This window comes from Enterobacter sp. 148H3 (genome assembly GCF_034107425.1).
Lineage (GTDB): Bacteria > Pseudomonadota > Gammaproteobacteria > Enterobacterales > Enterobacteriaceae > Enterobacter > Enterobacter vonholyi.
Window position 1 is genome coordinate 79257 of sequence record NZ_JAWNEI010000004.1, and the last position, 24522, is coordinate 103778.

Here is a 24522-nt window from a genome sequence, read left to right on the forward strand (position 1 = left end):
CAGTGCCGCGTCATGCGCGGCACATCACTGGAAATTTTAAATCCTTCAGCCGCGTCTTGCACGCTGGATATCGCGCACGCGCTGTTTTTCCGCGCGCGCCATCAAATACCAGGCGATAAATCCGACAATTCCGACCACGCCGAGGATGATAGAGGCCAGGGCGTTGATCTCCGGGTTGACCCCCATACGCACGCTGGAGAAGACCAGCATCGGCAGCGTGGTCGCCCCCGGGCCGGAAACAAAGCTGGCGATCACCAGATCGTCGAGCGACAGGGTAAACGCCAGCAGCCAGCCGGAGATCACCGCCGGCATAATCATCGGCAGCGTGATGATGAAAAAGACCTTCAGCGGGGTCGCGCCGAGATCCATCGCCGCCTCTTCAATGGAGCGATCCAGCTCGCGCAGGCGCGAGGAGATCACTACCGCTACGTAGGCCGTACAGAAAGTGACGTGCGCCAGCCAGATGGTGAGCATGCCGCGATCTGCCGGCCAGCCGATGGCGTGCGCCATGGCCACGAACAGAAGCAGCAGCGCGAGACCGGTGATCACGTCCGGCATGACCAGCGGGGCGGTAATCATAAAGGCAAAGCCGTTCGAACCGCGAAAACGCCCGAAGCGCACCATCACCAGCGCGGCGATCGTGCCCAGCACGGACGCCATGGTCGCCGCCAGCGCCGCAATGGTCAGGCTCAGCCCCACCGCGCTCATCATTGCATCATCGTGGAACAACTCGCTGTACCAGCGCGTCGACCAGCCTGCCCAGACCGTCACCAGTTTGGAGCTGTTAAACGAATAGATCACCAGCATCAGCATCGGCGCATACAGGAAGGTAAAGCCGATCACCAGGATCGCGATTCGCCACGGGGAGCGTACTACCGGTAAGTTGTTCATCCGCGATCTCCCATCTGTTTCTGCTGATGCTTGTGGAACCACATGATCGGCACGATCAGCAGCAGTAACATGATAATCGCCACCGCTGACGCCACCGGCCAGTCGCGGTTATTGAAAAACTCCTGCCACAACACGCGGCCAATCATGATGCTATCAGGCCCGCCGAGCAGTTCCGGGATCACAAACTCCCCCACCGCCGGGATAAAGACCAGCATCGACCCGGCGATAATGCCGCCTTTGGTCAGCGGGACAATGACGCTGAAGAAGGTTTTTAGCGGACGGGCACCGAGATCGAGCGACGCTTCCACCAGCGAGTAGTCGATACGGGTCAGCGCCGTGTAGATTGGCAGCACCATAAACGGCAGATAGGCGTACACAATACCGATATAGACCGCGAGGTTGGTGTGCAGGATCGTCAGGGGCTGATCGATAACCCCGAGCCACATCAGGAAGTTGTTCAGCACGCCGTTGTTTTTCAGGATCCCCATCCAGGCGTAAACGCGGATCAGGAACGAGGTCCACGACGGTAAGATTACCAGCAGCAGCAGGATGTTGCGGGTCGACGGCTTACTGTGCGCCACCGCCCACGCCAGCGGGTAGCCCATCACCAGACAGCAGAGCGTCGAGATAGCCGCCACCTGCAGCGACTGCAGATAGGCTTCGAAATAGAGCGGGTCGTCGGTGAGCTGCAGGAAGTTACCCAGGTTTAAGGTCAGCGTCAGCTGCCCGTCGGCCCAGTCCAGCAGGTTGGTGTAAGGCGGGATTGCCCGCGCCATTTCCGCCAGGCTTATCTTGAAAACAATCAGGAACGGCAGCAGGAACAGCAGGATCAGCCACACGTACGGCATGGCGATCACCAGCTTGCGGCCGTGGTTCATCTGCATTCGCGTCAGCCACTGGGCAAAACTGCCCGGTTTACCTGCGCGGGCTGGAGGTTCAAGTGTACTCATTGGCCGCTCCTTATACCGTCAGCACAACGCAACTGTCTGCATCCCAACACAGGCGCACTTCGTCGCCCCAGGTCGGCTGCCCCTTGCGGTAGCGATGTTCGTTCTGTAACTGCGCGCTGAGCATCTGCCCGCTTTTCAGGCGCACGTGATAGATGGAGAGGTCGCCAAGATAGGCAATGTGCACCACTTCGCCGACGGCAAAGTTATAGCCATCGGCAGGCGGATCCTCACAGAGCATGATCTTCTCCGGACGCAGCGCGACGTAGACAGGCACGTTATCCACCACGGAGTTATCTGGGTCGACCTTCAGCGGATGCTGCAGCCCCGGCGATTCGATGACCAGACCATCTTCCTGACGATCTTTCAGCAGCCCTTCGAAGACGTTGACCGAGCCGATGAACTCCGCGCTGTAGCGGGTGGTTGGATGCTCATAAATCTCTTCCGGCTCGCCAATCTGCACGAACTTCCCGCGGTTCATGATGGCGATACGTCCGGCCATGGTCATGGCCTCTTCCTGGTCGTGGGTAACCATCACGCAGGTCACGCCCACGCGCTCGAGGATATCGACCACTTCAAGCTGCATACGGTCGCGCAGCTTTTTATCCAGCGCGCCCATCGGCTCATCAAGCAGCAGCAGTTTCGGGCGTTTTGCCAGGCTGCGAGCCAGGGCCACGCGCTGGCGCTGGCCGCCGGACAGCTGATGCGGCTTACGCTTCGCGAACTCCTGCATGTGTACCAGGCTCAGCATCTCGGCCACGCGCGCGGTAATTTCGGCCTTCGGCAGCTTGTCCTGCTTCAGGCCAAAGGCGATGTTCTGCTCCACCGTCATGTGCGGGAACAGCGCGTAGGACTGGAACATCATGTTAATCGGGCGCTGATACGGCGGCACGCTGGAGAGATCCACGCCATCGAGCATGATCTGCCCGGCGGTGGGTTGTTCAAAACCGGCCAGCATACGCAGCAGGGTCGATTTACCGCAGCCAGAAGCTCCCAGAAGAGCAAAAATCTCGCCTTTATAAATCGTCAGGCTGACGTCGTCCACGGCATGCTGGCCATCGAAAGATTTGGTGAGGTTACGAATTTCAAGAAGCGGGGTCAGCGCTTTACGGACTTTCGCCTGCGGGCGGGGGATCGCGTCATTCACGGGGTGCTCTCCGGCAGAAATCAAATCATGGTGCAGGCGCACCAGAACGGTGCGCCTGTTGCCGGGGGCGCCTGGCTTGCCCGGCCTGTGACAAAGGGTTATTTACCGCTTTTCACCTTGGTCCACGCGCGGGTACGCACGCGGTCAATTTTTGGATCCTGGACTTTCAGGGTGAAGAGCTTGGCGAACACATCCGCTGGCGGATAGATAGCCGGGTTATTACGGATTTCTTCGCTCACCAGCGGCACGGAGGCCTTGTTACCATTCGCGTAGTAAACGTGGTCGCTGATGTGGGCGATCACCTCAGGACGCATCAGGTAGTTGAGGAACTGATACGCTTCATCTTTGTTTTTCGCATCAGCCGGCATCGCGAAGACGTCGAAGAAGGCCAGCGCCCCCTCTTTCGGAATGAAGTAGGAGACGTTCACACCGTTTTTCGCCTCTTTCGCGCGGTTAGCCGCCTGCCATACGTCCCCTGCCCAGCCAATCGCGACGCAGATGTCGCCGTTCGCCAGGTCGTTGATGTACTGAGATGAGTGGAAGTAACGAATGTTTGGACGCAGCTTCAGCAGCAGATCGGTCGCCGGGCCAGTGTAATCATCGGCTTTATTGCTGTTCGGATCTTTGCCCAGGTAGTTCAGCACGGTTGCGAAAATCTCTTCCGGCGCATCGAGGAAGGAGACGCCGCAGCTTTTCAGCTTCTCAAGGTTTTCCGGCTTAAGCACCACGTCCCAGCTGTCCAGCTTCACGTCCGGGCCCAGCGCGGCTTTGACTTTATCGACGTTGTAGCCGATACCGGTAGTCGCCCACAGGTAAGGCATGGCGTATTTGTTGTCCGGATCATGCTTGGCCACCAGCTTCAGCACTTCCGGATCGAGATTTTTCCAGTTCGGTAATTTGCTCTTATCCAGCGGCTGGAAGACGCCTGCCGTCAGCTGACGCTCGAGGAAGCTTGCGGAAGGCACCACGAGGTCAAACCCGGTGCTGCCCGCCATCAGTTTTCCTTCCAGCACTTCGTTGGAATCGAACACGTCGTAGACGACTTTAATGCCGGTCTCTTTTTCAAAATTCGCCACCGTGTCCGGCGCAATATAGTCAGACCAGTTATAAACGTGCAGCGTTTTTTGTTCCGCAGCGAGCGTGCCGGCAGAGACGGCCATCAGAGCACCCGCAACCAGACCCGATAACCATTTTTTATTCAAGGCGATCATAGTGTTATTCCTTCTGAAAGCTCGTTAACAAACGAACTAAAACTGTGCAATCTAAATGTATGCAAAAATCATGCATAGTTTGTCGCTCTGCTCAAAATAAAAAGAAACCTCTTTACCCGGCAGCTTCCGCTCGCTTTTTGAAGCATCGCAAGAATAACTGTAGCCCGTGTCTGCGGCTATAGCCCAGACGAAAAAACGCCTTTTATCAATTTTTTATGCAGGTTAAGTCTACGTGATAAGCCGAAACGGCCTTCAGGGAGGTGAATAATTCTTTAAAGAAAGGTTAAAAGCAGCAGAAAAAATGGCCTTCTGCAGCCGCTATGGCAGCGACTGCGCAAAAGTCAGACAGGCTTAGTGAAGAAAATTGGGAGATGCATCATTATTCTCTGCATCATCTTCCGCGCTATACAGCAGATGGTGTGCATTGGCTTCCATCATGACCATCGAAATTTGCTCTTCGCTCAGGCGCATAAACCATGAGAACTGCTTGAATGACAGCCCGGCACCTGAGAATAAAGACTGGCAAACGACCAGTTTTGGCAGATTATCATCCTGTATGTCGAGAAATGCTTTCACCGTCAAAGAACTGGCGTTAATCGCTGACAGGTCGGAAGCCAGCGCCAGCAGCGCAGAGGGCTTCACTTCGGCCAGCGCGGAGAAAAGGATCACGTCGTTAATCAGATCGATTTTGGCATCGAAAATGCCGTCGAAATTCTGCATATGAGGCAGATGCAGCGCCTGGCAGGAATCGCATTCGAAAAACGTAATTCCGGCATCATCAAGCCATTGACGTAACGTATCCAGTGTAGGTACGACCTGTAAATCCATCGCTGTGCAGCCTCTTTAATAAAAACTTCGCATAGGGTACTTAAAAAGCGCGCGGTAATCCATTTAACCACCCGTTTTCAGACAGTAGCCCGGCGTCGCATGACGCTCGATCCATAAGATCATTTTACCCGCAATATCGACCCCTGTGGTTTTTTCCACGCCTTCAAGCCCCGGCGAGGCGTTCACTTCCATAACCAGTGGCCCTCGCGTCGCGCGCAGCAGGTCTACGCCTGCCACGTCCAGCCCCAAAGTCTGCGCCGCTTTGACGGCAATTTCCCGCTCCTGGTCGCTGATATCGGCGATTCTGGCAATGCCGCCGCGGTGAAGGTTAGAGCGGAAATCGCCCTCTTTGGCCTGGCGCTCGATGGCCGCCACCACCTCGTTTCCCACCACGAAACACCGGATGTCGCGCCCTTTGGCCTCTTCAATGTACTCCTGCACCAGAATATGGGCATTCAGCCCGCGGAAGGCGTCAATCACGCTCTCCGCTGCCTGACGCGTCTCCGCCAGCACCACGCCGATGCCCTGTGTGCCTTCCACCAGCTTGATCACCAAAGGGGCACCGCCCACCATGTCGATCAGATCGCTGGTGTCGTCCGGTGAATGGGCAATCCCGGTGACGGGAAGATCGATCCCCTGGCGCGCGAGCAGCTGCAGCGAGCGCAGCTTGTCGCGGGCGCGTGAAATGGCGACGGATTCGTTGAGCGGATAGCTGCCCAGCATCTCGAACTGGCGCAATGCAGCGGTGCCGTAAAAGGTTATCTGGGAGCCGATGCGGGGGATCACCGCATCAAAGTGAGGCAGCTTGCGGCCTTTGTAGTGAATCGACGAGGCGGCAGGGTCAATGTTCATATAGCAGGACATCGGGTCGAGGATCTCAACCTGATGTCCGCGTTTCGCCGCCGCTTCCCGAAGACGCTTACATGAATAGAGCGTTCCATCCCGGGACAATATGGCAATTTTCACCCTGCACCTCTCTGAAGACATGGAAAAAGCCTGCGTATCATATACGCAGGCAGGCGCAGGATAAATGGACTATCGCGTCGCCCAGCCCTGTTTGTGCAGATAATCAAGAATAAACGGGCGATTTTCTTTAATGATGGTGCGGCGAATATGGTCAGTCCAGGTGTCGCGACGGTTATTGCTGCCGCGCGTCAGGTAGTAGTTCGCCAGCTCTTCGTCATATTGATTCAGAACGTCCTGATCGACCGGCTGGTAGTGGTTTTCGTGCACCAGCATCGCCGCGGGAATACGCGGCTTCAGATCCGGGTTATCCGCCGGCCAGCCGAGACACAGGCCAAACAGCGGCAGCACGTGTTTTGGCAGCTTCAGGAGGTCGGTCACGCTTTGAATGTTGTTACGCAGGCCTCCGATGTAGACGCCGCCTAATCCCAGCGACTCCGCAGCAGTAAAGGCGTTTTGCGCCATCAGCGCGGTATCCACCACGCCCAACAGCAGCTGTTCCGCCAGCCCGAGCTCGGCCTCAGGGCAGATCTGCAGGTGGCGGTTAAAGTCGGCGCAGAATACCCAGAACTCGGCTGCCTGAGCCACATGCTTCTGCCCGCCGGTCAGCGTCACCAGCTGTTCACGCATGGCCGGGTCGGTAATGCGGATAATGGAGCTGCACTGCAGGAAGCTGGAACTTGAAGTCGCCCTTGCGCTGTTAATAATCGCTTCGCGCTGCGCATCGGTAATCGGCTCATCGGTGAAGTGGCGAATGGAACGATGGGAAAGGAGCAGGTCTATGGTTGGCGTCATCTTGTCTCTCTTTGTCTTGCTTAATACGTATGCCAGCCAGTATAGGCAATGATATGCGCGGTGTAATTGGCGAAACATAGCTCATAGATATTATAACGACAGGCGAAACCTTCTTTAATGACGAGAGGTTATGGGGCACTATACGTGTCATTCGCCGTCAGGCTTGTTTTTTGAGGAGAGAGAAATGTTTGCAGTAATTTTTGGTCGTCCAGGGTGCCCTTACTGTGTGCGCGCGAAAGAGCTGGCTGAGAAACTGACCGAAGAGCGCGATGACTTCAACTTCCGCTACGTGGATATCCACGCGGAAGGCATCACGAAAGCGGATCTCGAAAAAACCGTCGGTAAGCCGGTTGAAACCGTACCGCAGATCTTCCTCGATCAGAAACACATCGGCGGCTGCACCGACTTCGAAGCTTACGCCAAAGAGCACCTGGGCCTGTTTGCTGCCCAGTAATGAAAGGACGCCCTCACCGAGAGGGCGTTTTTATTTGTGGTGCCGTCGGCGTTGAAGCAGACTGCGCACAAATAAGTAGCAGAGCGCGCCAAGGGCGCACCAGAATACGGCGCTCATCAACCACGCCAGCTCCTGCCAGAAACTTCGCGTTGAAACATACAGCATGCGCATCAGCAGCAGACACAGTGGTGCCGCCAGCATGGCGCCAATTAGCGGCTTGACCACTTCCCCTTTACGGGAAAGAAAACTGGCTGCCGCTCCCGGCAGGGTAAAAAAGAGCAGCCCCAGCTCCGGGTGTCCTGCAGCCCTGAATGCCCCTTTCAGGTTAAAAGCGAGCGACATGCACACGACGGTAAACAGCAAAAAGCAGCTGATCACCCCCGCCCAGTTTCGTTTAATGTTCAAACTATCCTCCTGACTTATCTCTATCAAATACAGCTTCGTCGGGTAGACGCCCAGTCAGATAAAGCAATGCGGCAATCCTTGCCAAAGTACGCACAGGGTGATGCGATAATAGGTAGCTGTCAGTAGCTAATGCGATTAAACTACACGCCAGCTAATGTTTTAGGGAATAAAGCAGGAAACAGGGAGCGTTAACGCCTTTCCCTGACCCAGAAAACAGTAGCCCAAATAGTCCTTTCATTCAACAACTTACTGGTAAACAAGAAGTTAGCCTCCGTGAATATAAACGTCGCAGACTTGTTAAATGGGAATTACATCCTGTTATTATTTGTGGTACTGGCGCTGGGCCTTTGCCTGGGTAAATTGCGCCTGGGTTCAGTTCAACTTGGTAATTCCATTGGCGTTTTAGTCGTCTCCTTATTATTAGGTCAGCAGCACTTCAGCATTAACACGGACGCGCTCAACTTAGGTTTTATGCTGTTTATTTTTTGTGTTGGCGTGGAAGCGGGACCGAACTTTTTTTCAATTTTCTTCCGCGACGGCAAAAATTATCTGATGCTGGCGCTGGTGATGGTCGGCAGCGCGCTGCTGATCGCGTTAGGACTGGGTAAACTGTTTGGCTGGGATATCGGGTTAACGGCCGGTATGCTGGCAGGCTCCATGACCTCCACTCCCGTGCTCGTGGGTGCCGGTGATACCCTGCGTCATTCCGGCATGGCCGGCGCACAGCTTTCTGCCGCACTCGACCACCTGAGCCTGGGCTATGCCCTGACCTATCTGATTGGTCTGGTGAGCCTGATCGTTGGCGCACGCTATCTGCCAAAACTGCAGCACCAGGATCTACAGACCAGCGCCCAGCAAATCGCCCGCGAGCGCGGTCTGGATACCGATTCCAAACGTAAAGTCTATCTCCCGGTGATCCGCGCCTATCGCGTCGGGCCAGAGCTGGTGGCATGGGCAGACGGCAAGAATCTGCGCGAACTGGGGATTTACCGCCAGACGGGCTGCTATATCGAACGTATCCGCCGCAACGGCATTCTGGCGAACCCGGACGGCGACGCGGTTCTGCAGATGGGCGACGACATCGCGCTGGTGGGTTACCCGGACGCCCACGCCCGTCTCGACCCGAGCTTCCGTAACGGCAAAGAGGTGTTCGACCGCGACCTGCTCGACATGCGTATCGTCACCGAAGAGATCGTGGTGAAAAACCATAACGCCGTTGGCCGCCGCCTGGCGCAGCTGAAGCTGACCGACCACGGCTGCTTCCTCAACCGCGTGATCCGCAGCCAGATTGAGATGCCTATCGACGACAACGTCGTGCTCAACAAAGGCGACGTGCTGCAGGTCAGCGGCGACGCCCGACGCGTGAAAACCGTGGCCGACCGCATCGGCTTTATCTCCATTCACAGCCAGGTCACCGACCTGCTGGCCTTCTGCGCTTTCTTTATCGTTGGCCTGATGATCGGGATGATCACCTTCCAGTTCAGCAACTTTAGCTTCGGCATCGGTAACGCCGCCGGGCTGCTGTTCGCCGGGATCATGCTAGGCTTCCTGCGAGCGAACCATCCTACCTTCGGCTACATTCCGCAGGGCGCGCTGAACATGGTGAAAGAGTTCGGTCTGATGGTCTTTATGGCGGGCGTGGGCCTAAGCGCGGGCAGCGGCATTGGCCACAGCCTGGGCGCCGTCGGCTGGCAAATGTTGGTTTCCGGACTTATCGTCAGCCTGGTGCCGGTGGTGATCTGCTTCCTGTTCGGCGCCTACGTGCTGCGCATGAACCGCGCCCTGCTCTTCGGGGCAATGATGGGCGCACGTACCTGTGCGCCTGCGATGGAAATCATCAGCGATACCGCGCGCAGCAACATCCCGGCGCTGGGGTATGCAGGCACGTACGCTATCGCTAACGTACTGCTTACGCTGGCGGGTACGCTGATCATTATCATCTGGCCGGGACTCGGATAACTCCTAAGTTTGCGCGTGGTGAAATTATTTTCGTTACGCGCAGAACTTTTTTATCAGGGGGCAGTCATAACTAGTGCCACTGCTTTTCTTTGATGTCCCCAATTTGTGGAGCCCATCAACCCCGCCGTTTTGGTTCAAGGTTGATGGGTTTTTTGTTGCCTGAAATTCCCCTTACTCAATTTCACCTTTTCTCCAACCATTAAAACATATATGATTAAACGCATATAAAAGCCACGCCGACAGGAACCCTCATGCTCCACCCGCTCCAGCTCTTCAAAACCCTCTCTGACGAAACGCGGCTCGCCATCGCCATGCTGCTCCGCGAAGCGGGCGAGCTGTGCGTCTGCGATCTCTGCGCCGCAACCGCCGAATCGCAGCCGAAGGTCTCCCGCCATATGGCGCTGCTGCGCGAGTCCGGGCTGGTTATCGACCGTCGTGAGGGTAAGTGGGTTTATTACCGTCTCTCTCCCAACATGCCCGCGTGGGCGGCAACGATTATCGACAACAGCTGGAACTGCCTGCGGGAAGAGACGCGCATGAAGCTGAAAAACCGACTTCCGGGCTTGTGCTAAGCAAAACACATTCACAAAAACAGATATAATGGAGTAAAGGATGTTTCTGGCAGGGGCTATTTTTCTGTTTACGCTGGTACTGGTCATCTGGCAGCCCAGAGGGCTCAGCATCGGCTGGAGCGCGACTATTGGTGCCGTACTGGCGCTCGCCAGCGGCGTTATTCACGTAAACGATATTCCGGTTGTGTGGAATATCGTCTGGAACGCCACGGCAACGTTTATCGCCGTCATCATCATCAGCCTGCTGCTGGATGAGTCCGGCTTTTTCGAGTGGGCGGCACTGCACGTTGCCCGCTGGGGGAACGGCCGCGGAAGATTGCTGTTTACGTATATCGTGCTGCTGGGCGCAGCCGTGGCGGCGCTGTTTGCCAATGACGGTGCGGCTCTGATCCTAACCCCTATCGTTATCGCCATGCTGCTGGCGCTGGGATTCAGCAAGCAGGCTACGCTGGCATTTGTGATGGCGGCAGGTTTTATCGCCGATACCGCCAGCCTGCCGCTGATTGTGTCGAACCTGGTCAACATCGTCTCGGCAGACTTCTTCACGCTGGGGTTCAGCGAATACGCTTCGGTGATGATTCCCGTTGATGTCGCCGCGATTGCCGCAACGCTGGCCATGCTCCATCTGTTCTTCCGCAAGGAAATTCCCCCGGAATATGACCTGGCAAAACTGCGTGAGCCCGCGCGGGCCATTCACGACCTCCCGACCTTCAGAACGGGCTGGATCGTGCTGCTCCTTCTTCTCGTCGGTTTCTTTGTGCTAGAACCGCTGGGTATTCCGGTCAGCGCCATTGCGACTGCGGGCGCGCTGGTTTTGTTTGCCGTTGCAAAACGCGGACATGCGATAAATACCGGAAAAGTGCTGCGCGGCGCACCGTGGCAGATCGTGATCTTCTCGCTGGGGATGTATCTGGTGGTGTATGGCCTGCGCAATGCCGGGCTGACGGAATATCTCTCAGGCGTACTGAATAACCTGGCCGGGCAAGGGCTGTGGGCCACCACGCTGGGAACCGGGTTCATCACCGCGTTCCTGTCATCCATAATGAACAATATGCCCACGGTGCTGATTGGCGCGCTCTCCATTGAGGGCAGTACGGCGACAGGACTAGTCAAGGAAGCAATGATTTACGCCAACGTGATTGGCTGCGATTTGGGGCCGAAAATCACGCCTATCGGCAGCCTTGCCACCCTGCTCTGGCTTCACGTGCTGGCGCAGAAAAACATGACGATTAGCTGGGGCTACTATTTCCGGACGGGCATCATTATGACGCTGCCGGTCCTGTTTGTGACGCTCGCCGCGCTGGCGCTACGTCTCTCCTTCACACTGTAATGAGCCACTGATATGAGCCACATCACTATCTACCACAACCCCGCCTGCGGCACGTCGCGCAACACGCTGGAGATGATCCGCAACAGCGGCACGGAGCCAGAGATTATCCTCTATCTGGAAACCCCGCCGTCGCGCGATAAGCTGACAACCCTGATTGCCGATATGGGGATCTCGGTGCGGGATCTGCTGCGTAAAAACGTGGAGCCCTACGAACAGCTCGGCCTGGCCGAAGACAGCTTCACCGACGACCAGCTTATCGATTTTATGCTGCAATACCCGATCCTGATTAACCGTCCGATCGTCGTGACGCCGCTGGGCACTCGCCTGTGCCGCCCGTCTGAAGTCGTCCTCGACATACTGCCGGACGCACAGAAAGGGGCATTTACGAAAGAAGATGGCGAAGCGGTGGTTGACGCCAGCGGGAATAAAATCGAGCGCAGGTAAAACTGGCAGGGCGAGCGATACCTAAGGGTTCCCCTCGCCCGCAATTCTCCCCACCATCGCCCGGATCTCTTCGCGGGATAGCGGCGCCCGGTCGGTGACGTAGTGCAGCGTCATTCCTTCAATAAAGGCATCCAGCGCGCGGGTGGTGACCGGGTCGAACCACTGCTCGAGCGTTGTCTGGCTCATCTTCATCCAGTCCTGCATCACCGTTTTGAGCGCCGCGCTGCGGTGCATAAAAGCGTAAAGCTGATACATCAGCGCCATGTTGTGCGGCGTCGTCACCTGCGAGCTGTGGATCAGAGTGGTAATGGATTCGCACGCCATTTCCGGCCCGGTGACGCCCGCGAAGAAATCCCGGTACTGCTGCGACATCTGGCGGGTAAACCACGTGAAGGCCTCCTCCAGCAGCGGCTCCATACCGTCGAAATAGTAGGTCATCGACCCCAGCGGCACGCCCGCGCAGGTGGCGATTTTCCGGTGCGTGACGGCGTGAATACCGTGTTCAGCAATGGTGTCGAGGGTCGCCTGCAGGATTTTCTCCCGGCGATGCGGATCGTTGGGTGGTCTGCTCATCATTTCCTCACCTGGTTTGTGTACAAATGTACACAAACTTGCTAGTGTTGTCGCTATTGTTGTACTTCTGGTGCTACCCCAATGACGCTGACCTCTTCCCGCAAAGCCCTGCAGCTCCGCATGTGGGCGCTGTTTATGTTCTTCTTTATTCCCGGTCTGCTGATGGCCTCCTGGGCCACGCGCACCCCCGCCATTCGCGACATTTTGTCCGTCTCTACAGCTGAGATGGGTATCGTGCTGTTTGGCCTGTCGATAGGCTCCATGAGCGGCATCCTCTGCTCCGCGTGGCTGGTGAAGCGCTTCGGTACGCGGGCGGTGATCCGCACCACCATGTGCTTCGCGGTATTCGGGATGATCGTGCTCAGCGTCGCGCTGTGGTTTGCCTCACCGGTGCTGTTTGCGCTGGGGCTGACGGTATTTGGCGGCAGCTTCGGTTCGGCGGAAGTTGCCATCAACGTTGAAGGAGCGGCTGTCGAGCGTGAGATGAACAAAACCGTGCTGCCGATGATGCACGGTTTTTACAGCCTCGGCACGCTGGCCGGTGCGGGCGTGGGAATGGCGCTGACGGCCACTGGCGTGAGCGCCAATCTGCATATCCTGCTGGCAGCGCTGGTGTGTATCATTCCTATTCTGACCGGCATCCGGGCGATCCCGGACGGCACAGGTAAGAACTCCGCTGACAAACAGCACTCGGCCGAAAAAGGGCTGCCCTTCTACCGCGACTTCCAGTTGATGCTGATCGGCGTGGTGGTGCTGGCTATGGCCTTCGCCGAAGGGTCCGCCAACGACTGGCTGCCGCTGCTGATGGTAGACGGTCACGGCTTTAGCCCGACCTCCGGCTCGCTGATCTACGCCGGGTTTACGCTGGGGATGACCGTCGGGCGCTTCACCGGCGGCTGGTTTATCGACCGCTACAGCCGCGTAGCGGTGGTGCGCGCCAGCGCCCTGCTGGGCGGCCTGGGTATCGCGATGATCATATTTGTCGATGTGGACTGGATTGCCGGGGTCTCGGTGATCCTCTGGGGACTGGGCGCGTCGCTCGGCTTTCCGCTTACCATTTCAGCCGCCAGCGATACCGGCCCGGATGCCCCGACGCGCGTCAGCGTGGTGGCAACCACGGGCTATCTCGCCTTCCTGGTCGGGCCGCCGCTGCTTGGCTTCCTCGGCGAGCACTACGGGCTGCGCAGCGCCATGCTGGTGGTGTTAGGGTTGGTCATCATCGCGGCGCTGGTGGCGCGCGCGGTGGCAAAGCCGGAAACGAATCAAACGACACTGGAGAAGGGATATGAGCGTTAAACTGATTGCCGTCGACATGGATGGCACATTCCTCAGCGATGCCAAGACCTACAATCGTCCGCGCTTTCTGGCGCAGTACGCCCGCATGAAGGCGCAAGGCATTCGCTTCGTGGTCGCCAGCGGCAACCAGTTCTACCAGCTGATCTCCTTTTTCCCGGAGATTGCGCATGAAATTTCATTCGTCGCCGAAAACGGCGGCTGGGTCGTAAGTGAGGGTGAAGACGTCTTTAACGGTGAACTGTCGAAAGCCCATTTCGAGACCGTTGCGAACGTGTTAAGCGACGTTCCCGGCATTGAGATTATCGCCTGCGGGAAGAGCAGCGCCTACACGCTGAAGTGCTATGACGAAGGCTTTAAGGGTATCGCGGCGAAGTACTATCACCGTCTGGAAATGGTCAGCGATTTCGACAACCTGAACGATATTTTCTTCAAGTTCGGGCTCAACGTGTCTGACGATGAAATTCCGCGTATTCAGGCGCTGCTGCATGAAAAGCTGAGTGACATCATGGTGCCCGTCACCACCGGTCACGGCAGTATCGACCTGATCATCCCCGGCGTGCACAAAGCAAACGGCCTGCGGATCCTGCAAAAGCGCTGGGGCATAGCCGATAGCGAAGTGGTGGCCTTCGGCGACAGCGGCAACGACGTGGAGATGCTGCGCCAGTCCGGGTTCAGCTTTGCGATGGCTAATGCCAGACCGCATATCAAAGCGGCGGCGCGTTTTGAAGCGCCGCACAATAACGATGAAGGCGTGTTGGATGTGATTGATAAGGTGCTGGATGGGGAGGCGCCGTTTAATTGACCGCGAGCGGTCTGGCGGCCTCGCCCCTCACCCTGGCCCTCTCCCCAAAGGGGAGAGGGAAAAAAGATTAAGGTTGCAGGGCGTTTCCAACGCGTTTGTCTTTCAGGAACACCACCATCAGGGCAACCCACAGCACGCCGTTGGCGAGGTTAAACAGGCTGAACAGCCCGTTGCCGCCCATCGCGTAGGCATGCTTGCTCACCTCGATACCTACGGTAAAAATCAGCATCTGGAGCATCCCCATCGCCGCGGAGACCGTGCCTTTACTCATCTCGCTGGCGAACAGCGTCAGGCGCACCAGACCGGCGTTGGCCACGCCAATCCCGAAGGCGTAGATGCTCAGTCCCGCCGTCATCCACAGATAAGCGTGTGATGACGCGACGGTCGCCACCGCCGCCAGAATCAACCCTGCCGCAATCGGCCAGCCGCCCATGATAATTAGCGAACGCACGGTGCGGCGTGACGTCAAACGTGCCAGCACCAGGTTCCCGATAATCAGCGCGCCAAAGATCGGCACCTGCAGCAGACCATACTCATAGCTGCTGAGCTTTTCGCCGCTGATGATAATAACCGGAGACTGGGCGATCCACGCCAGCAGCGGCAGGCTAACGAACCCGGTCGCCAGCGCGCCCGCCACAAAGCGGCCATTCTTCAGCACTTCTTTATAATCCCGACCCAGCTCTTTCAGCGAGAGTTTCTCGCCGATGCGGGTGGCCGTTTCCGGCATCGCCCGGTGCAGACCAAAGAACGCGATGGCGGCGAGAACGGCAAACAGCACAAACATCCCTTCCCATGGCGCCATATGCACCCACGCGGCACCCACCAGCGGCCCGAGTAATGGGGCAATCAGCGCCACGTTCGCCATCAGCGCGGTAATTTTGATACACACCGCCTCTTCAAACGATTCCTGAATGGCGGCATACCCCACGGCGCCGATAAAGCACAGGCTCACCCCCTGCAGGAAGCGCAGCAGGGTAAATTGTTCAATGTTTTGCGCCAGCAGCGTGGCAAGACAGGTGACGATAAACCACACCACGCCCGTCAGCATCACAGGACGGCGGCCAATACGATCCGACAGCGGGCCTAACAGCCACTGCAAAAACATGCCGCCGGCCAGATAGGCGGTCATGGAGGTCGGTACCCACTCGATTCCGGCGTTGTACTGCGCCACCACGGCCAGCATACCGGGCTGGATCATATCGTTGCCGATATAGGTAGAAAATTCGTAGAGCACCAGACACAGAGGGAAAAGCAACGCCTGACGACCCAGACGTGAACCAGAAGAAGAACGGTTTAACATGCAATCTCTTTATAATGACAAAATCGCGACGAGTGTAATGAAATGCCGCAGCCCGAGATAGTGATTTATCGAGGATAAACAGAAATAAAGCACATATCGTCTTCGTTTAAGGTTTCCTTAAGTTGACACTTTTATGATAGCCCCATTACTCGTCAACGACCCCAAATCATGGCACTTACCTCCAGCCGTTCAGAATTGTCTAAGTTACAGACAAATAAGACAAAACGCCTTTACCGCTTACCGTCCCGCTTTTATGGTTATCAGCTTTTCATACTGATTACCCTTGCCGTGGTATTTACGTGGCTATCGCGCAATGAAGCGCTCGACAGATGGATTACCGGCTTTTGGTATGACGCGGCGACGCAGAGCTTTCCGCTGCAGAAAGACCACCTGCTGGATCTGCTCAACCACCGACTGGCGAAGTACATTGCCATCGCCTCAGGCGCCGTGGCGCTGTTTTACGGCGCCTACAAGCGTAACGCAAGGCTGGTTACGGCAGCGCTGCTGATGGGCGTTGGCGCGCTGGTGGTAGGCCTGCTGAAGAGCATGAGCCATCACAGCTGTCCGTGGGACCTGGTGGAATATGGCGGGAAGGCCGTGTCCTACCCCCTGTTCAGCGCCATTCCTGCTGACAGCGGTCCGGGGCGCTGTTTCCCCGGCGGTCATGCCTCCAGCGGCTTTATGGTGATGGGGCTGTTTTTTGCCTTCTGGCGCGAACGTCCGCGTCTCGCCTGGTTCTTCGTCGCGCTGGGCGTGGTGTTAGGTCTGGCGATGGGCTTCGGTCAGGTCATGCGCGGGGCGCATTTTTTCTCTCACAACCTGTGGGCCGGGTGGTGGGTCTGGTTTTCCCAGGTGGTGGTCTACGGGCTGATTTCCACCCGGTTTGCTAAAGAGTGATAACGCTATGCTAGAGAATCTGAATTATCAGCTGTTTTATCTGATCAACGCCACACCGGCCTCGCCCGAGTGGATGATCGACTTTGCCACCTTTCTGGCAAAAGACCTGATCGGTATCGTGCCCGCGCTGGCAGCCATTCTCTGGCTGTGGGGGCCTCGTAGCCAGGTAAAAGCACAGCGCAAGCTGGTAATCAAAGTGGCGATGGCTCTCGGCGTAAGCGTCCTGGTGAGCTACATTCTGGGCCACGCGTTCCCGCACGATCGTCCGTTTGTCGATCACGTCGGCTATACCTTCCTGCATCATGCGCCGGATGACTCGTTCCCGAGCGATCACGGTACGGTGATCTTCACCTTTGCGCTAGCCTTCCTGTTCTGGCATCGCCTGTGGTCTGGTGCGGTGCTGATGGTGGTCGCCGTGGCCATCGCCTGGTCTCGCGTTTACCTGGGCGTCCACTGGCCGCTGGATATGGTGGGCGGCTTCCTGGTCGGGCTGATTGGCTGCGTGAGCGCGGCTATCCTGTGGAGCCTCTTTGGTGAAGCGCTCTACCGCACGCTGTCATCACTCTATCGCGCCATTTTCGCTATCCCGATCCGCAAAGGCTGGATACGTGACTAACCCCAACCTGACAGGTTACACTTGAACCCCCGCCCTGCGGGGGTTCACTTTTTTATCCCGAGGAACTATGGAAACACGTCGCGATGACCGCATTGCTCAGCTGCTACAGGCGCTGAAGCGCAGCGATAAGCTGCATCTTAAGGAAGCCGCCAACCTCCTCGGCGTCTCAGAGATGACCATTCGTCGGGATCTTAACAGCGAAAGCGCGCCCGTCGTGCTGCTGGGCGGGTATATTGTGCTTGAGCCGCGTAGCGCCAGCCATTATCTGATCAGCGACCAGAAGACGCGCCTGGTGGAAGAGAAACGCAAAGCCGCCCGGCTTGCAGCCTCGCTGGTACAGCCGCACCAGACGCTATTTTTTGACTGCGGCACCACCACGCCGTGGATTATCGAGGCCATCGACAGCAGCATTCCTTTTACTGCCGTGTGCTACTCCCTGAACACCTTTCTGGCGCTTCAGGAGAAACCCGAGTGCCGGGTGATCCTGTGCGGCGGCGAGTTTCACGCCAGCAACGCCATCTTTAAGCCGCTCAACCTGCAGGACACGCTCAGCAATCTCTGCCCGGATATCGCGTTTTATTCCGCGGCGGGCGTCAACGTGCGCCAGGGCGCGACCTGCTTTAACCTGGAAGAGCTACCGGTGAAGCACTGGGCATTAAGCGCCGCGCAGTACCATGTGCTGGTGGTCGATCACAGCAAGTTTGGTAAGGTCCGTTCGGCAAGAATGGGCGAGCTGGCGCAGTTCGACGCCATCGTTAGCGACTGCCGCCCGGACGACGAGATTGTGGCCCACGCGAAGGCGCAGCAGGTGAAATTGATGTATTAAGAGGGGTGCGGTCTGATGCCCTCACCCCAGCCCTCTCCCACAGGGAGAGGGAGAAAACCATCAGGTTTAGCTGAACCAGCTGCCGAACCACCCGTGGAATTTCATCATCACGAAATCCCACATCCGGCTGAAGAAGCCGCCCTCTTCGACCGCTTCCATTACAATTAACGGACGCTGTTCAATTGATTTACCGTTTAGCTGGAAATCAATCGTCCCGACTACCTGACCTTTTTTCAGTGGCGCGGTGAGCTGCGGGTCGGTCAGGGTGTAGCTGGCCTTCAGGTTTTTCAGCTGACCACGCGGAATGGTCACCGAGCCCGCCTCACCCGCGCCCAGGTTCACTTCGCTCTTGTCACCAAACCAGACGCGCTGGCTGACGAACGTGGCATCCGGTTTAATCGGCGTCACGGTTTCATAGAAGCGGAAGCCCCACGTCAGCAGTTTTTCTGACTCATTAAAGCGAATACGGTCGGTTTTGGTGCCCAGCACTACCGAAATCAGGCGCATGTCGCCCTGGGTCGCGGAGGCCACCAGGTTATAGCCCGCGCCCGCCGTGGTGCCGGTTTTCATTCCGTCCACGTTAACGTTGCTGCTCCACAACAGTCGGTTGCGGTTCGGCTGACGGATTTTATTGAAGGTAAACTCTTTCTCTTTATGGATGGCGTATTCATCCGGCACGTCGTGGATCAGCGCTTTCCCCAGCAGCGCCATGTCGCGCGCGGTACTGAACTGTCCCGGCGAATCCAGACCGTGAACCGTTTTGAACGTGGTGTTGGTTAAGCCCAGTTTCTGCGCATAGCCATTCATCAAGCCAATGAAAGAATCCTGGCTGCCGGCAACATAATCGGCCAGCGCGATGCATGCATCATTTCCCGACTGAATAATTACCCCTTTGTTCAGATCGGAAACGGAGACCTGATCCCCAGGCTTCAGGAACATCACCGAAGAGCCCCGCAGCGCCGGGTTGCCGGTCGCCCAGGCATCCTTCCCGATGGTGACCATATCGTCCAGCTTGATCTTGCCCGCTTTCAGCGCCTGACCCACCACATAGCTGGTCATGATTTTGGTCAGGCTTGCCGGATCGAGTTTCTCATCTGCATTACCTTCCGCCAGAACTTTACCGCTGGAATAATCCATCAGGATCCATGCGCGCGCGTCCACAGGCGGCGCTTCGGGCGCAGCCTGCTCAGCTGCGTAGAGAGTTGGTGCAAACATGAAAAGGAGCGCAGAGCCTGTCGCAAGGCTGCGCAGAGAAGTCATTTTACGCGTCATAAATGCCACCCGAGTGTCCATTCAAAAATTACGTCACATCACCGTGTCGCAAGAAGCGATGAGTAATAGCGCACTAAAACGGTTAAAGAAACCCAACGAGGGTAAAGTTATTAAAGTTTATGCAATAACATTCAGATACGCTTTGATTCTGACGATTTTTTTGTCTTCTGTTGCGTAATTGTTAGGTTTATCTCACCATGGCAAAAGCTGACCCGGATTCACATCTCATCAGGAGTAAATATGATTACGCTTTGGGGCAGGAACAACTCGACCAACGTTAAGAAAGTGCTCTGGACGCTCGAGGAGCTGGATTTACCGTTCAACCAAATTATGGCCGGTATGTCGTTCGGCGTGAACAAAGAGGCCGACTATCTGGCCATGAACCCGAACGGCCTGGTGCCGCTGCTGCGCGATGATGAAACAGACGCGACGCTTTGGGAGTCCAACACCATTGTGCGTTACCTCGCCGCGCAGTACGGTCAGGGCCGCCTGTGGGTTGAGAATCCCGCCCGGCGCGCTCAGGGCGAAAAGTGGATGGACTGGGCGAACCAGACGCTGTCCCCGACCCACCGCGTGATCCTGATGGGGCTTATCCGCACGCCGGAAGCCGAACGCGATTATCCCGCAATTCACGCCGCCCAGGATGCCTGCGAAAATCTGTTTGCGATGATGGATGACGAGCTGGCGAAGCACGCCTGGTTCTCCGGCGAGGCGTTCGGCGTGGGCGATATTGCCGTGGCGCCGTTCGTCTGGAACCTGACCAATATGGGCCTGAAGTGGACGCCGCGCCCTCACCTGGAGCGCTGGCTTAAACAGCTGAGCGATCGCCCGGCTTACCGCAACGTGGTAATGATCCCGGTCACCTGATTACGCGCCGGACGGGCTGACTTTCAACAGTTGCCCGTCCGTCTCGTCGGTCAGGACATACAGATACCCATCCGGCCCCACCCGCACGTCGCGAATACGCTGGTCCCGGTCGCCCAGAATGCGCCCGTCCTCCGTCACCTTATTGCCGTCCACGCTCAGCACGATCACGTCCTTCTCCTTCAGCGCGCCGATAAACAGCTTGTTTTTCCACTGCGGGAAAACGTCGCTGTTGTAAAACGCCATGCCGCTCACCGCGGGTGAGACTTTCCAGAAGAACAGCGGTTTTTCGGTTCCCTCAACGTGCTCGCCTTTAGCTTCCGGGATTTTCAGGCCGCTGTAGTTAATGCCGTGCGTCGCCAGCGGCCAGCCGTAGTTTTTTCCTTTCTCCGGAATGTTGATCTCATCCCCGCCTCGCGGGCCGTGCTCGTTCAGCCAGAGCGTGTCGCTCCAGGGGTTCATCGCCATCCCCTGCGGGTTGCGAATGCCGTAAGACCAGATTTCGGGTCGCGCACCGGGGGTATTCACAAAGGGGTTATCCGGCGGGACTTTTCCGTCTTCGGTAAGGCGCACCACTTTACCCTGCAATTTATCCAGATCCTGCGCCGTCGGACGCTGATTATTCTCGCCGAGTCCAATAAAGAGAGAGCCTTTGCCGTCGAACACCAGCCGCCCGCCAAAATGGTTACCGGTTGAGAGTTTCGGCATCTGGCGAAACGCCACCTGGAATCCCTCGATGCGGGAATAGTCGTCGCTCAGGCGGCCATAGCCTACCGCCGTGCCGGCTTTGCCGTCATGCCCGGCCTCGGCGTAGCTCAGCCAGACGCGGCGCGACTTCTCAAAATCCGGGGCAAGCACCACATCCAGCAACCCTCCCTGACCGTTTGCCCAGACCTTCGGCACGCCGACAATCGGATCGGAGAGCCCTTTTCCGGCCTGCCAGCGTTTGAGCTGACCACCCTTCAGGGTCACCAGCAGCCCGTCATTATGCGGCAGGAACGCCAGGGACCAGGGGTGATCGAGTCTGTTTTGCAGCACCTCGACCTTCACCGCCTCTGGCGCAGCAAGAAGTGAAAACGGAATGAATAATACAGGCAGGGAAATCAGCGAGGATCGAGGCATAACGCACTCCTTTATCGGCATATGGCATAAAGATTAGCCACTGCGTCCGGGCGCGTTAGCACTTTTACAAAAGCTTAAGCAGAAGGGGGAGTTGCCTCCCCCTGGATCAGTGCTGTTCAAGCTTCTCGTGCTCGTTCAGGCACATGATGCAAAGAGAGAGCGTTGTCAGGCAGTTTTCAAGCTTCTCCGCGTTTACGGCGATAAAGTTCGGGCAGTCGTGGCGTCCGTTCATCAGACATACCCCAGCGATGGAGAGCACCTCAGCGGCGCGGCGCAGCGCGATCAGCTCACTTTCGCCGTAATTCGCCTTCAGGGTCGGTGCTTTTTCACGCATGAAATTACACAGTTCAAACAGGTTATCACGCAGATGTTCGCTTTCGCTGACTGACATATACCCTTTTGCCTTCCTCAACTGCAGGTACGCGGCCAGGTCGATTCGGGCGTTGATCAGCTTGTTAAGCAGATCGCGTTTTAGTCTGTCAACGGTCATGCTCTTTCCTCCTCTGTCAGCCATTGTGCATAGTCAGGATAAGTACATTTTTTGTACAGTTTAATGCCTGGGATCAATTTTTATTAACTGATTAACATTATTTACAATGTTACAACGTCAGCCCGACGCATCCGCCTTGCAAAGAGTGTATAAATCCCCCGCGATACGCTGTAAAATCCCGCCCTGATAACTCCATAATTGATGAATTTTTAACCTATGAGCAATGTTACGCACCAGCCGAAAATCGGCTTCGTCTCCCTGGGCTGCCCGAAAAACCTGGTGGATTCAGAACGCATCCTGACCGAACTGCGCACCGAGGGCTATGACGTGGTGCCAAGCTACGACAACGCCGATATGGTGATCGTTAACACCTGCGGGTTTATCGACAGCGCGGTCCAGGAATCACTGGAAGCCATCGGTGAAGCCCTGACGGAAAACGGTAAAGTGATCGTGACCGGCTGTCTGGGCGCGAAAGAAGACCAGATCCGCGAAGTGCACCCTAAGGTGCTGGAGATCACCGGCCCGCACAGCTACGAGCAGGTGCTGCAACATGTTCATCACTACGTGCCAAAACCAAAGCACAACCCGTTCCTGAGCCTGGTGCCGGAACAGGGCGTGAAGCTGACGCCGCGCCACTACGCGTACCTGAAAATTTCCGAAGGCTGCAACCATCGCTGCACCTTCTGCATCATCCCATCCATGCGTGGCGATCTGGTGAGCCGTCCGATTGGCGAAGTGCTGGCTGAAGCCAAACGTCTGGCCGACGCGGGCGTGAAGGAGCTGCTGGTCATCTCCCAGGACACCTCTGCCTACGGCGTGGACGTAAAGCACCGCTCCGGTTTCCACAACGGCGAGCCAGTGAAAACCAGCATGGTTGGCCTGTGCGAGCAGCTGTCTAAACTCGGTATCTGGACGCGCCTGCACTACGTCTACCCGTACCCGCACGTTGACGATGTCATCCCACTGATGGCGGAAGGCAAAATTCTGCCGTACCTGGACATCCCGCTGCAGCACGCGAGCCCGCGTATCCTGAAGCTGATGAAGCGCCCTGGCTCTGTTGACCGCCAGCTGGCCCGCATCAAGCAGTGGCGTGAGATCTGCCCGGATCTGACGCTGCGCTCCACCTTCATCGTCGGCTTCCCGGGTGAAACCGAAGAAGACTTCCAGATGCTGCTCGACTTCCTGAAAGAAGCGCGTCTGGACCGCGTCGGCTGCTTCAAGTACAGCCCGGTAGAAGGTGCAACCGCCAACGAGCTGGCGGACCAGGTGCCGGAAGAGGTGAAAGAAGAACGCTGGAACCGCTTCATGCAGCTGCAGCAGCAGATTTCTGCCGAGCGTCTGCAGGAAAAAGTGGGCCGCGAGATCATGGTTATTATCGACGAAGTTGACGAAGAAGGCGCGATTGGCCGCAGCATGGCGGACGCCCCTGAAATCGACGGCGCGGTGTACCTGAATGGCGAAACCAACGTTAAGCCAGGTGATATTATTCGCGTGAAGGTTGAAAACGCCGACGAGTATGACCTGTGGGGTAGCCGGGTTTAATCTTCCTGCTCCTCTTTTGTAGGCCGGGTAAGGCGTAGCCGCCACCCGGCACATTTCACTGCGCTATCCCTTAATCCTCGGATCCAGCGCGTCGCGCAGACCGTCACCCAGCAGGTTAAACGCCAGCACGGTCAGAAAAATCGCCAGGCTCGGGAAGATCGCCACGTGCGGTGCAATCACCATATCCGCCCTCGCCTCGTTCAGCATCGCGCCCCACTCCGGCGTTGGAGGCTGAGCCCCCAACCCTAAAAACGACAGGCTGGCCGCCGAGATAATCGACACGCCGATACGCATGGTGAAATAGACCACGATGGACGACACCGTACCCGGCAGAATATGGCTGAACAGGATGGTGGCGTCGCTGGCCCCCATGCTGCGGGCAGATTCTATAAAGGTCTGCTGTTTCAGCACCAGCGTGTTGCCGCGCACCAGGCGCGCAAACGCCGGAATCGAAAACACCGCGACCGCTATGATGACGTTGGCCATGCCGCTGCCCATGATCGCCACCACGGCAATCGCCAGCAGAATGCCGGGAAAAGCAAACAGCACGTCGCAGATGCGCATGATGATGCGGTCCCACCAGCCTTCGTAATATCCGGCAACGAGCCCCAGCACGGTACCGATGGCCGCGCCGATCAGCACCGCGAACACCCCGGCGGCAAGCGAGATTTGCGCCCCGACCAGCACGCGGCTAAAGATATCGCGCCCGAGGGAGTCCACGCCGAACCAGTGCAGCATCGACGGTCCGTCGTTCAGACGGTCGTAGTCAAAATAGTTTTCCGCATCAAATGGCGCCACCCACGGCGCAATCACCGCCACTGCAATAAGCAGCAGCACAAACAGCCCCGCGGTCATCGCGACCGGCTGACGGCGAAAACGCCGCCAGAATTCAGACCACGGGGTGCGGACGTGGTCCGGTTTGAGCCCCGGCATCGCGTTTAAAACGGCCTGACGTCGCCAGTTCAATAATCGCATC

26 protein-coding genes are annotated in these 24522 nt (G+C 57.1%); 12 read left to right on the forward strand and 14 right to left on the reverse strand.

Features of this window, described 5'->3' with window-relative positions; translation table 11 throughout:
• Window positions 1-45 precede the first annotated feature (45 nt).
• The 7 genes from potI to nfsA all read right to left on the reverse strand — a co-directional run bounded on the left by potI (window position 46) and on the right by nfsA (window position 6782).
• Window positions 46-891: a putrescine ABC transporter permease PotI gene (gene potI, locus USH94_RS07040; RefSeq protein ID WP_100122374.1), complete on the reverse strand. Its 846-nt coding sequence runs from the start codon at window positions 889-891 to the stop codon at window positions 46-48.
• The gene (gene potH, locus USH94_RS07045) at window positions 888-1841 is read right to left on the reverse strand and encodes a putrescine ABC transporter permease PotH (RefSeq protein ID WP_111963878.1); all 954 of its coding nucleotides are present in this window, start codon (window positions 1839-1841) and stop codon (window positions 888-890) included. Before potH ends, potI begins: the two co-directional genes overlap by 4 nt.
• A 10-nt stretch (window positions 1842-1851) precedes the next feature.
• Window positions 1852-2985, reverse strand: a complete 1134-nt coding sequence (potG, locus tag USH94_RS07050; protein ID WP_024907855.1) for a putrescine ABC transporter ATP-binding subunit PotG — start codon at window positions 2983-2985, stop codon at window positions 1852-1854.
• A gap of 98 nt (window positions 2986-3083) precedes the next feature.
• The gene (gene potF, locus USH94_RS07055; protein ID WP_008503444.1) at window positions 3084-4196 is read right to left on the reverse strand and encodes a spermidine/putrescine ABC transporter substrate-binding protein PotF; all 1113 of its coding nucleotides are present in this window, start codon (window positions 4194-4196) and stop codon (window positions 3084-3086) included.
• Window positions 4197-4547: 351 nt separating this feature from the next.
• Window positions 4548-5024, reverse strand: a complete 477-nt coding sequence (locus USH94_RS07060; RefSeq protein ID WP_014169308.1) for a YbjN domain-containing protein — start codon at window positions 5022-5024, stop codon at window positions 4548-4550.
• 63 nt (window positions 5025-5087) lie between these two features.
• Window positions 5088-5990 (reverse strand): 30S ribosomal protein S6--L-glutamate ligase, encoded by a 903-nt coding sequence (rimK, locus tag USH94_RS07065; protein WP_111963877.1) that lies wholly within the window; start codon window positions 5988-5990, stop codon window positions 5088-5090.
• A 69-nt stretch (window positions 5991-6059) separates the two neighbouring features.
• Window positions 6060-6782, reverse strand: a complete 723-nt coding sequence (nfsA, locus tag USH94_RS07070; protein ID WP_111963876.1) for a nitroreductase NfsA — start codon at window positions 6780-6782, stop codon at window positions 6060-6062.
• A 184-nt stretch (window positions 6783-6966) separates the two neighbouring features.
• On the opposite strand from nfsA, the gene USH94_RS07075 reads away from it, so the two are divergent.
• The gene (locus USH94_RS07075; RefSeq protein ID WP_006809455.1) at window positions 6967-7236 is read left to right on the forward strand and encodes a GrxA family glutaredoxin; all 270 of its coding nucleotides are present in this window, start codon (window positions 6967-6969) and stop codon (window positions 7234-7236) included.
• A gap of 30 nt (window positions 7237-7266) precedes the next feature.
• Here the strand turns inward: USH94_RS07075 and USH94_RS07080 are convergent, their stop codons facing one another.
• Complete coding sequence (locus USH94_RS07080; protein ID WP_111963875.1) at window positions 7267-7641, reverse strand: inner membrane protein YbjM; 375 nt, start codon at window positions 7639-7641, stop codon at window positions 7267-7269.
• 273 nt (window positions 7642-7914) lie between these two features.
• Here USH94_RS07080 and USH94_RS07085 point away from each other — a divergent pair, with 273 nt between their 5' ends.
• From USH94_RS07085 to arsC, 4 genes are all read left to right on the forward strand, one after another.
• Window positions 7915-9600, forward strand: a complete 1686-nt coding sequence (locus USH94_RS07085) for an aspartate:alanine antiporter (protein WP_111963874.1) — start codon at window positions 7915-7917, stop codon at window positions 9598-9600.
• A gap of 251 nt (window positions 9601-9851) precedes the next feature.
• Complete coding sequence (locus tag USH94_RS07090; protein ID WP_111963873.1) at window positions 9852-10172, forward strand: metalloregulator ArsR/SmtB family transcription factor; 321 nt, start codon at window positions 9852-9854, stop codon at window positions 10170-10172.
• Window positions 10173-10212: 40 nt separating this feature from the next.
• Entirely contained in the window at window positions 10213-11502 is a 1290-nt protein-coding gene (locus USH94_RS07095) for an arsenic transporter (RefSeq protein WP_111963872.1), read from the forward strand.
• Between the two features lie 12 nt (window positions 11503-11514).
• Complete coding sequence (gene arsC / locus USH94_RS07100; protein ID WP_111963871.1) at window positions 11515-11946, forward strand: glutaredoxin-dependent arsenate reductase; 432 nt, start codon at window positions 11515-11517, stop codon at window positions 11944-11946.
• A 21-nt stretch (window positions 11947-11967) separates the two neighbouring features.
• Here arsC and USH94_RS07105 read toward each other — a convergent pair whose 3' ends face one another.
• Window positions 11968-12519 carry a TetR/AcrR family transcriptional regulator gene (locus USH94_RS07105; protein ID WP_111963929.1) on the reverse strand — a complete coding sequence of 184 codons (552 nt, stop codon included), beginning with the start codon at window positions 12517-12519 and terminating at the stop codon, window positions 11968-11970.
• A gap of 81 nt (window positions 12520-12600) precedes the next feature.
• Here USH94_RS07105 and USH94_RS07110 point away from each other — a divergent pair, with 81 nt between their 5' ends.
• Entirely contained in the window at window positions 12601-13815 is a 1215-nt protein-coding gene (locus tag USH94_RS07110) for an MFS transporter (RefSeq protein ID WP_111963870.1), read from the forward strand.
• Complete coding sequence (locus USH94_RS07115; RefSeq protein WP_111963869.1) at window positions 13805-14617, forward strand: Cof-type HAD-IIB family hydrolase; 813 nt, start codon at window positions 13805-13807, stop codon at window positions 14615-14617. The genes USH94_RS07110 and USH94_RS07115 overlap by 11 nt, the downstream gene beginning before the upstream one ends.
• Before the next feature lie 67 nt (window positions 14618-14684).
• Here USH94_RS07115 and USH94_RS07120 read toward each other — a convergent pair whose 3' ends face one another.
• The gene (locus USH94_RS07120; RefSeq protein ID WP_111963868.1) at window positions 14685-15917 is read right to left on the reverse strand and encodes an MFS transporter; all 1233 of its coding nucleotides are present in this window, start codon (window positions 15915-15917) and stop codon (window positions 14685-14687) included.
• A 168-nt stretch (window positions 15918-16085) separates the two neighbouring features.
• Between USH94_RS07120 and USH94_RS07125 the strand changes: the two genes are divergently transcribed.
• From USH94_RS07125 to deoR, 3 genes are all read left to right on the forward strand, one after another.
• On the forward strand, window positions 16086-16814 hold the full coding sequence (locus USH94_RS07125) for a phosphatase PAP2 family protein (RefSeq protein ID WP_111963867.1): 729 nt from the start codon (window positions 16086-16088) through the stop codon (window positions 16812-16814).
• Between the two features lie 7 nt (window positions 16815-16821).
• The gene (gene ybjG, locus USH94_RS07130) at window positions 16822-17430 is read left to right on the forward strand and encodes an undecaprenyl-diphosphate phosphatase (protein WP_111963866.1); all 609 of its coding nucleotides are present in this window, start codon (window positions 16822-16824) and stop codon (window positions 17428-17430) included.
• Window positions 17431-17497: 67 nt separating this feature from the next.
• A complete protein-coding gene (gene deoR / locus USH94_RS07135; RefSeq protein ID WP_008503427.1) occupies window positions 17498-18256 on the forward strand; it encodes a DNA-binding transcriptional repressor DeoR in 759 nt (252 codons plus the stop codon).
• A gap of 66 nt (window positions 18257-18322) precedes the next feature.
• Here the strand turns inward: deoR and dacC are convergent, their stop codons facing one another.
• Window positions 18323-19528 (reverse strand): serine-type D-Ala-D-Ala carboxypeptidase, encoded by a 1206-nt coding sequence (dacC, locus tag USH94_RS07140; protein WP_111963928.1) that lies wholly within the window; start codon window positions 19526-19528, stop codon window positions 18323-18325.
• 240 nt (window positions 19529-19768) lie between these two features.
• Between dacC and USH94_RS07145 the strand changes: the two genes are divergently transcribed.
• Window positions 19769-20395: a glutathione S-transferase family protein gene (locus USH94_RS07145; protein WP_111963865.1), complete on the forward strand. Its 627-nt coding sequence runs from the start codon at window positions 19769-19771 to the stop codon at window positions 20393-20395.
• On the opposite strand, the gene USH94_RS07150 is transcribed toward USH94_RS07145, so the two are convergent.
• Together USH94_RS07150 and bssR are read right to left on the reverse strand one after the other, a co-directional pair.
• The gene (locus USH94_RS07150; protein WP_111963864.1) at window positions 20396-21514 is read right to left on the reverse strand and encodes a PQQ-dependent sugar dehydrogenase; all 1119 of its coding nucleotides are present in this window, start codon (window positions 21512-21514) and stop codon (window positions 20396-20398) included. It abuts the gene before it with no gap.
• Between the two features lie 106 nt (window positions 21515-21620).
• A complete protein-coding gene (gene bssR, locus USH94_RS07155; protein WP_111963863.1) occupies window positions 21621-22004 on the reverse strand; it encodes a biofilm formation regulator BssR in 384 nt (127 codons plus the stop codon).
• 216 nt (window positions 22005-22220) lie between these two features.
• Between bssR and rimO the strand changes: the two genes are divergently transcribed.
• Window positions 22221-23546 carry a 30S ribosomal protein S12 methylthiotransferase RimO gene (gene rimO / locus USH94_RS07160; protein WP_008501203.1) on the forward strand — a complete coding sequence of 442 codons (1326 nt, stop codon included), beginning with the start codon at window positions 22221-22223 and terminating at the stop codon, window positions 23544-23546.
• A 63-nt stretch (window positions 23547-23609) separates the two neighbouring features.
• Here the strand turns inward: rimO and gsiD are convergent, their stop codons facing one another.
• Entirely contained in the window at window positions 23610-24521 is a 912-nt protein-coding gene (gsiD, locus tag USH94_RS07165; RefSeq protein WP_024908682.1) for a glutathione ABC transporter permease GsiD, read from the reverse strand.
• Window position 24522 lies beyond the last annotated feature (1 nt).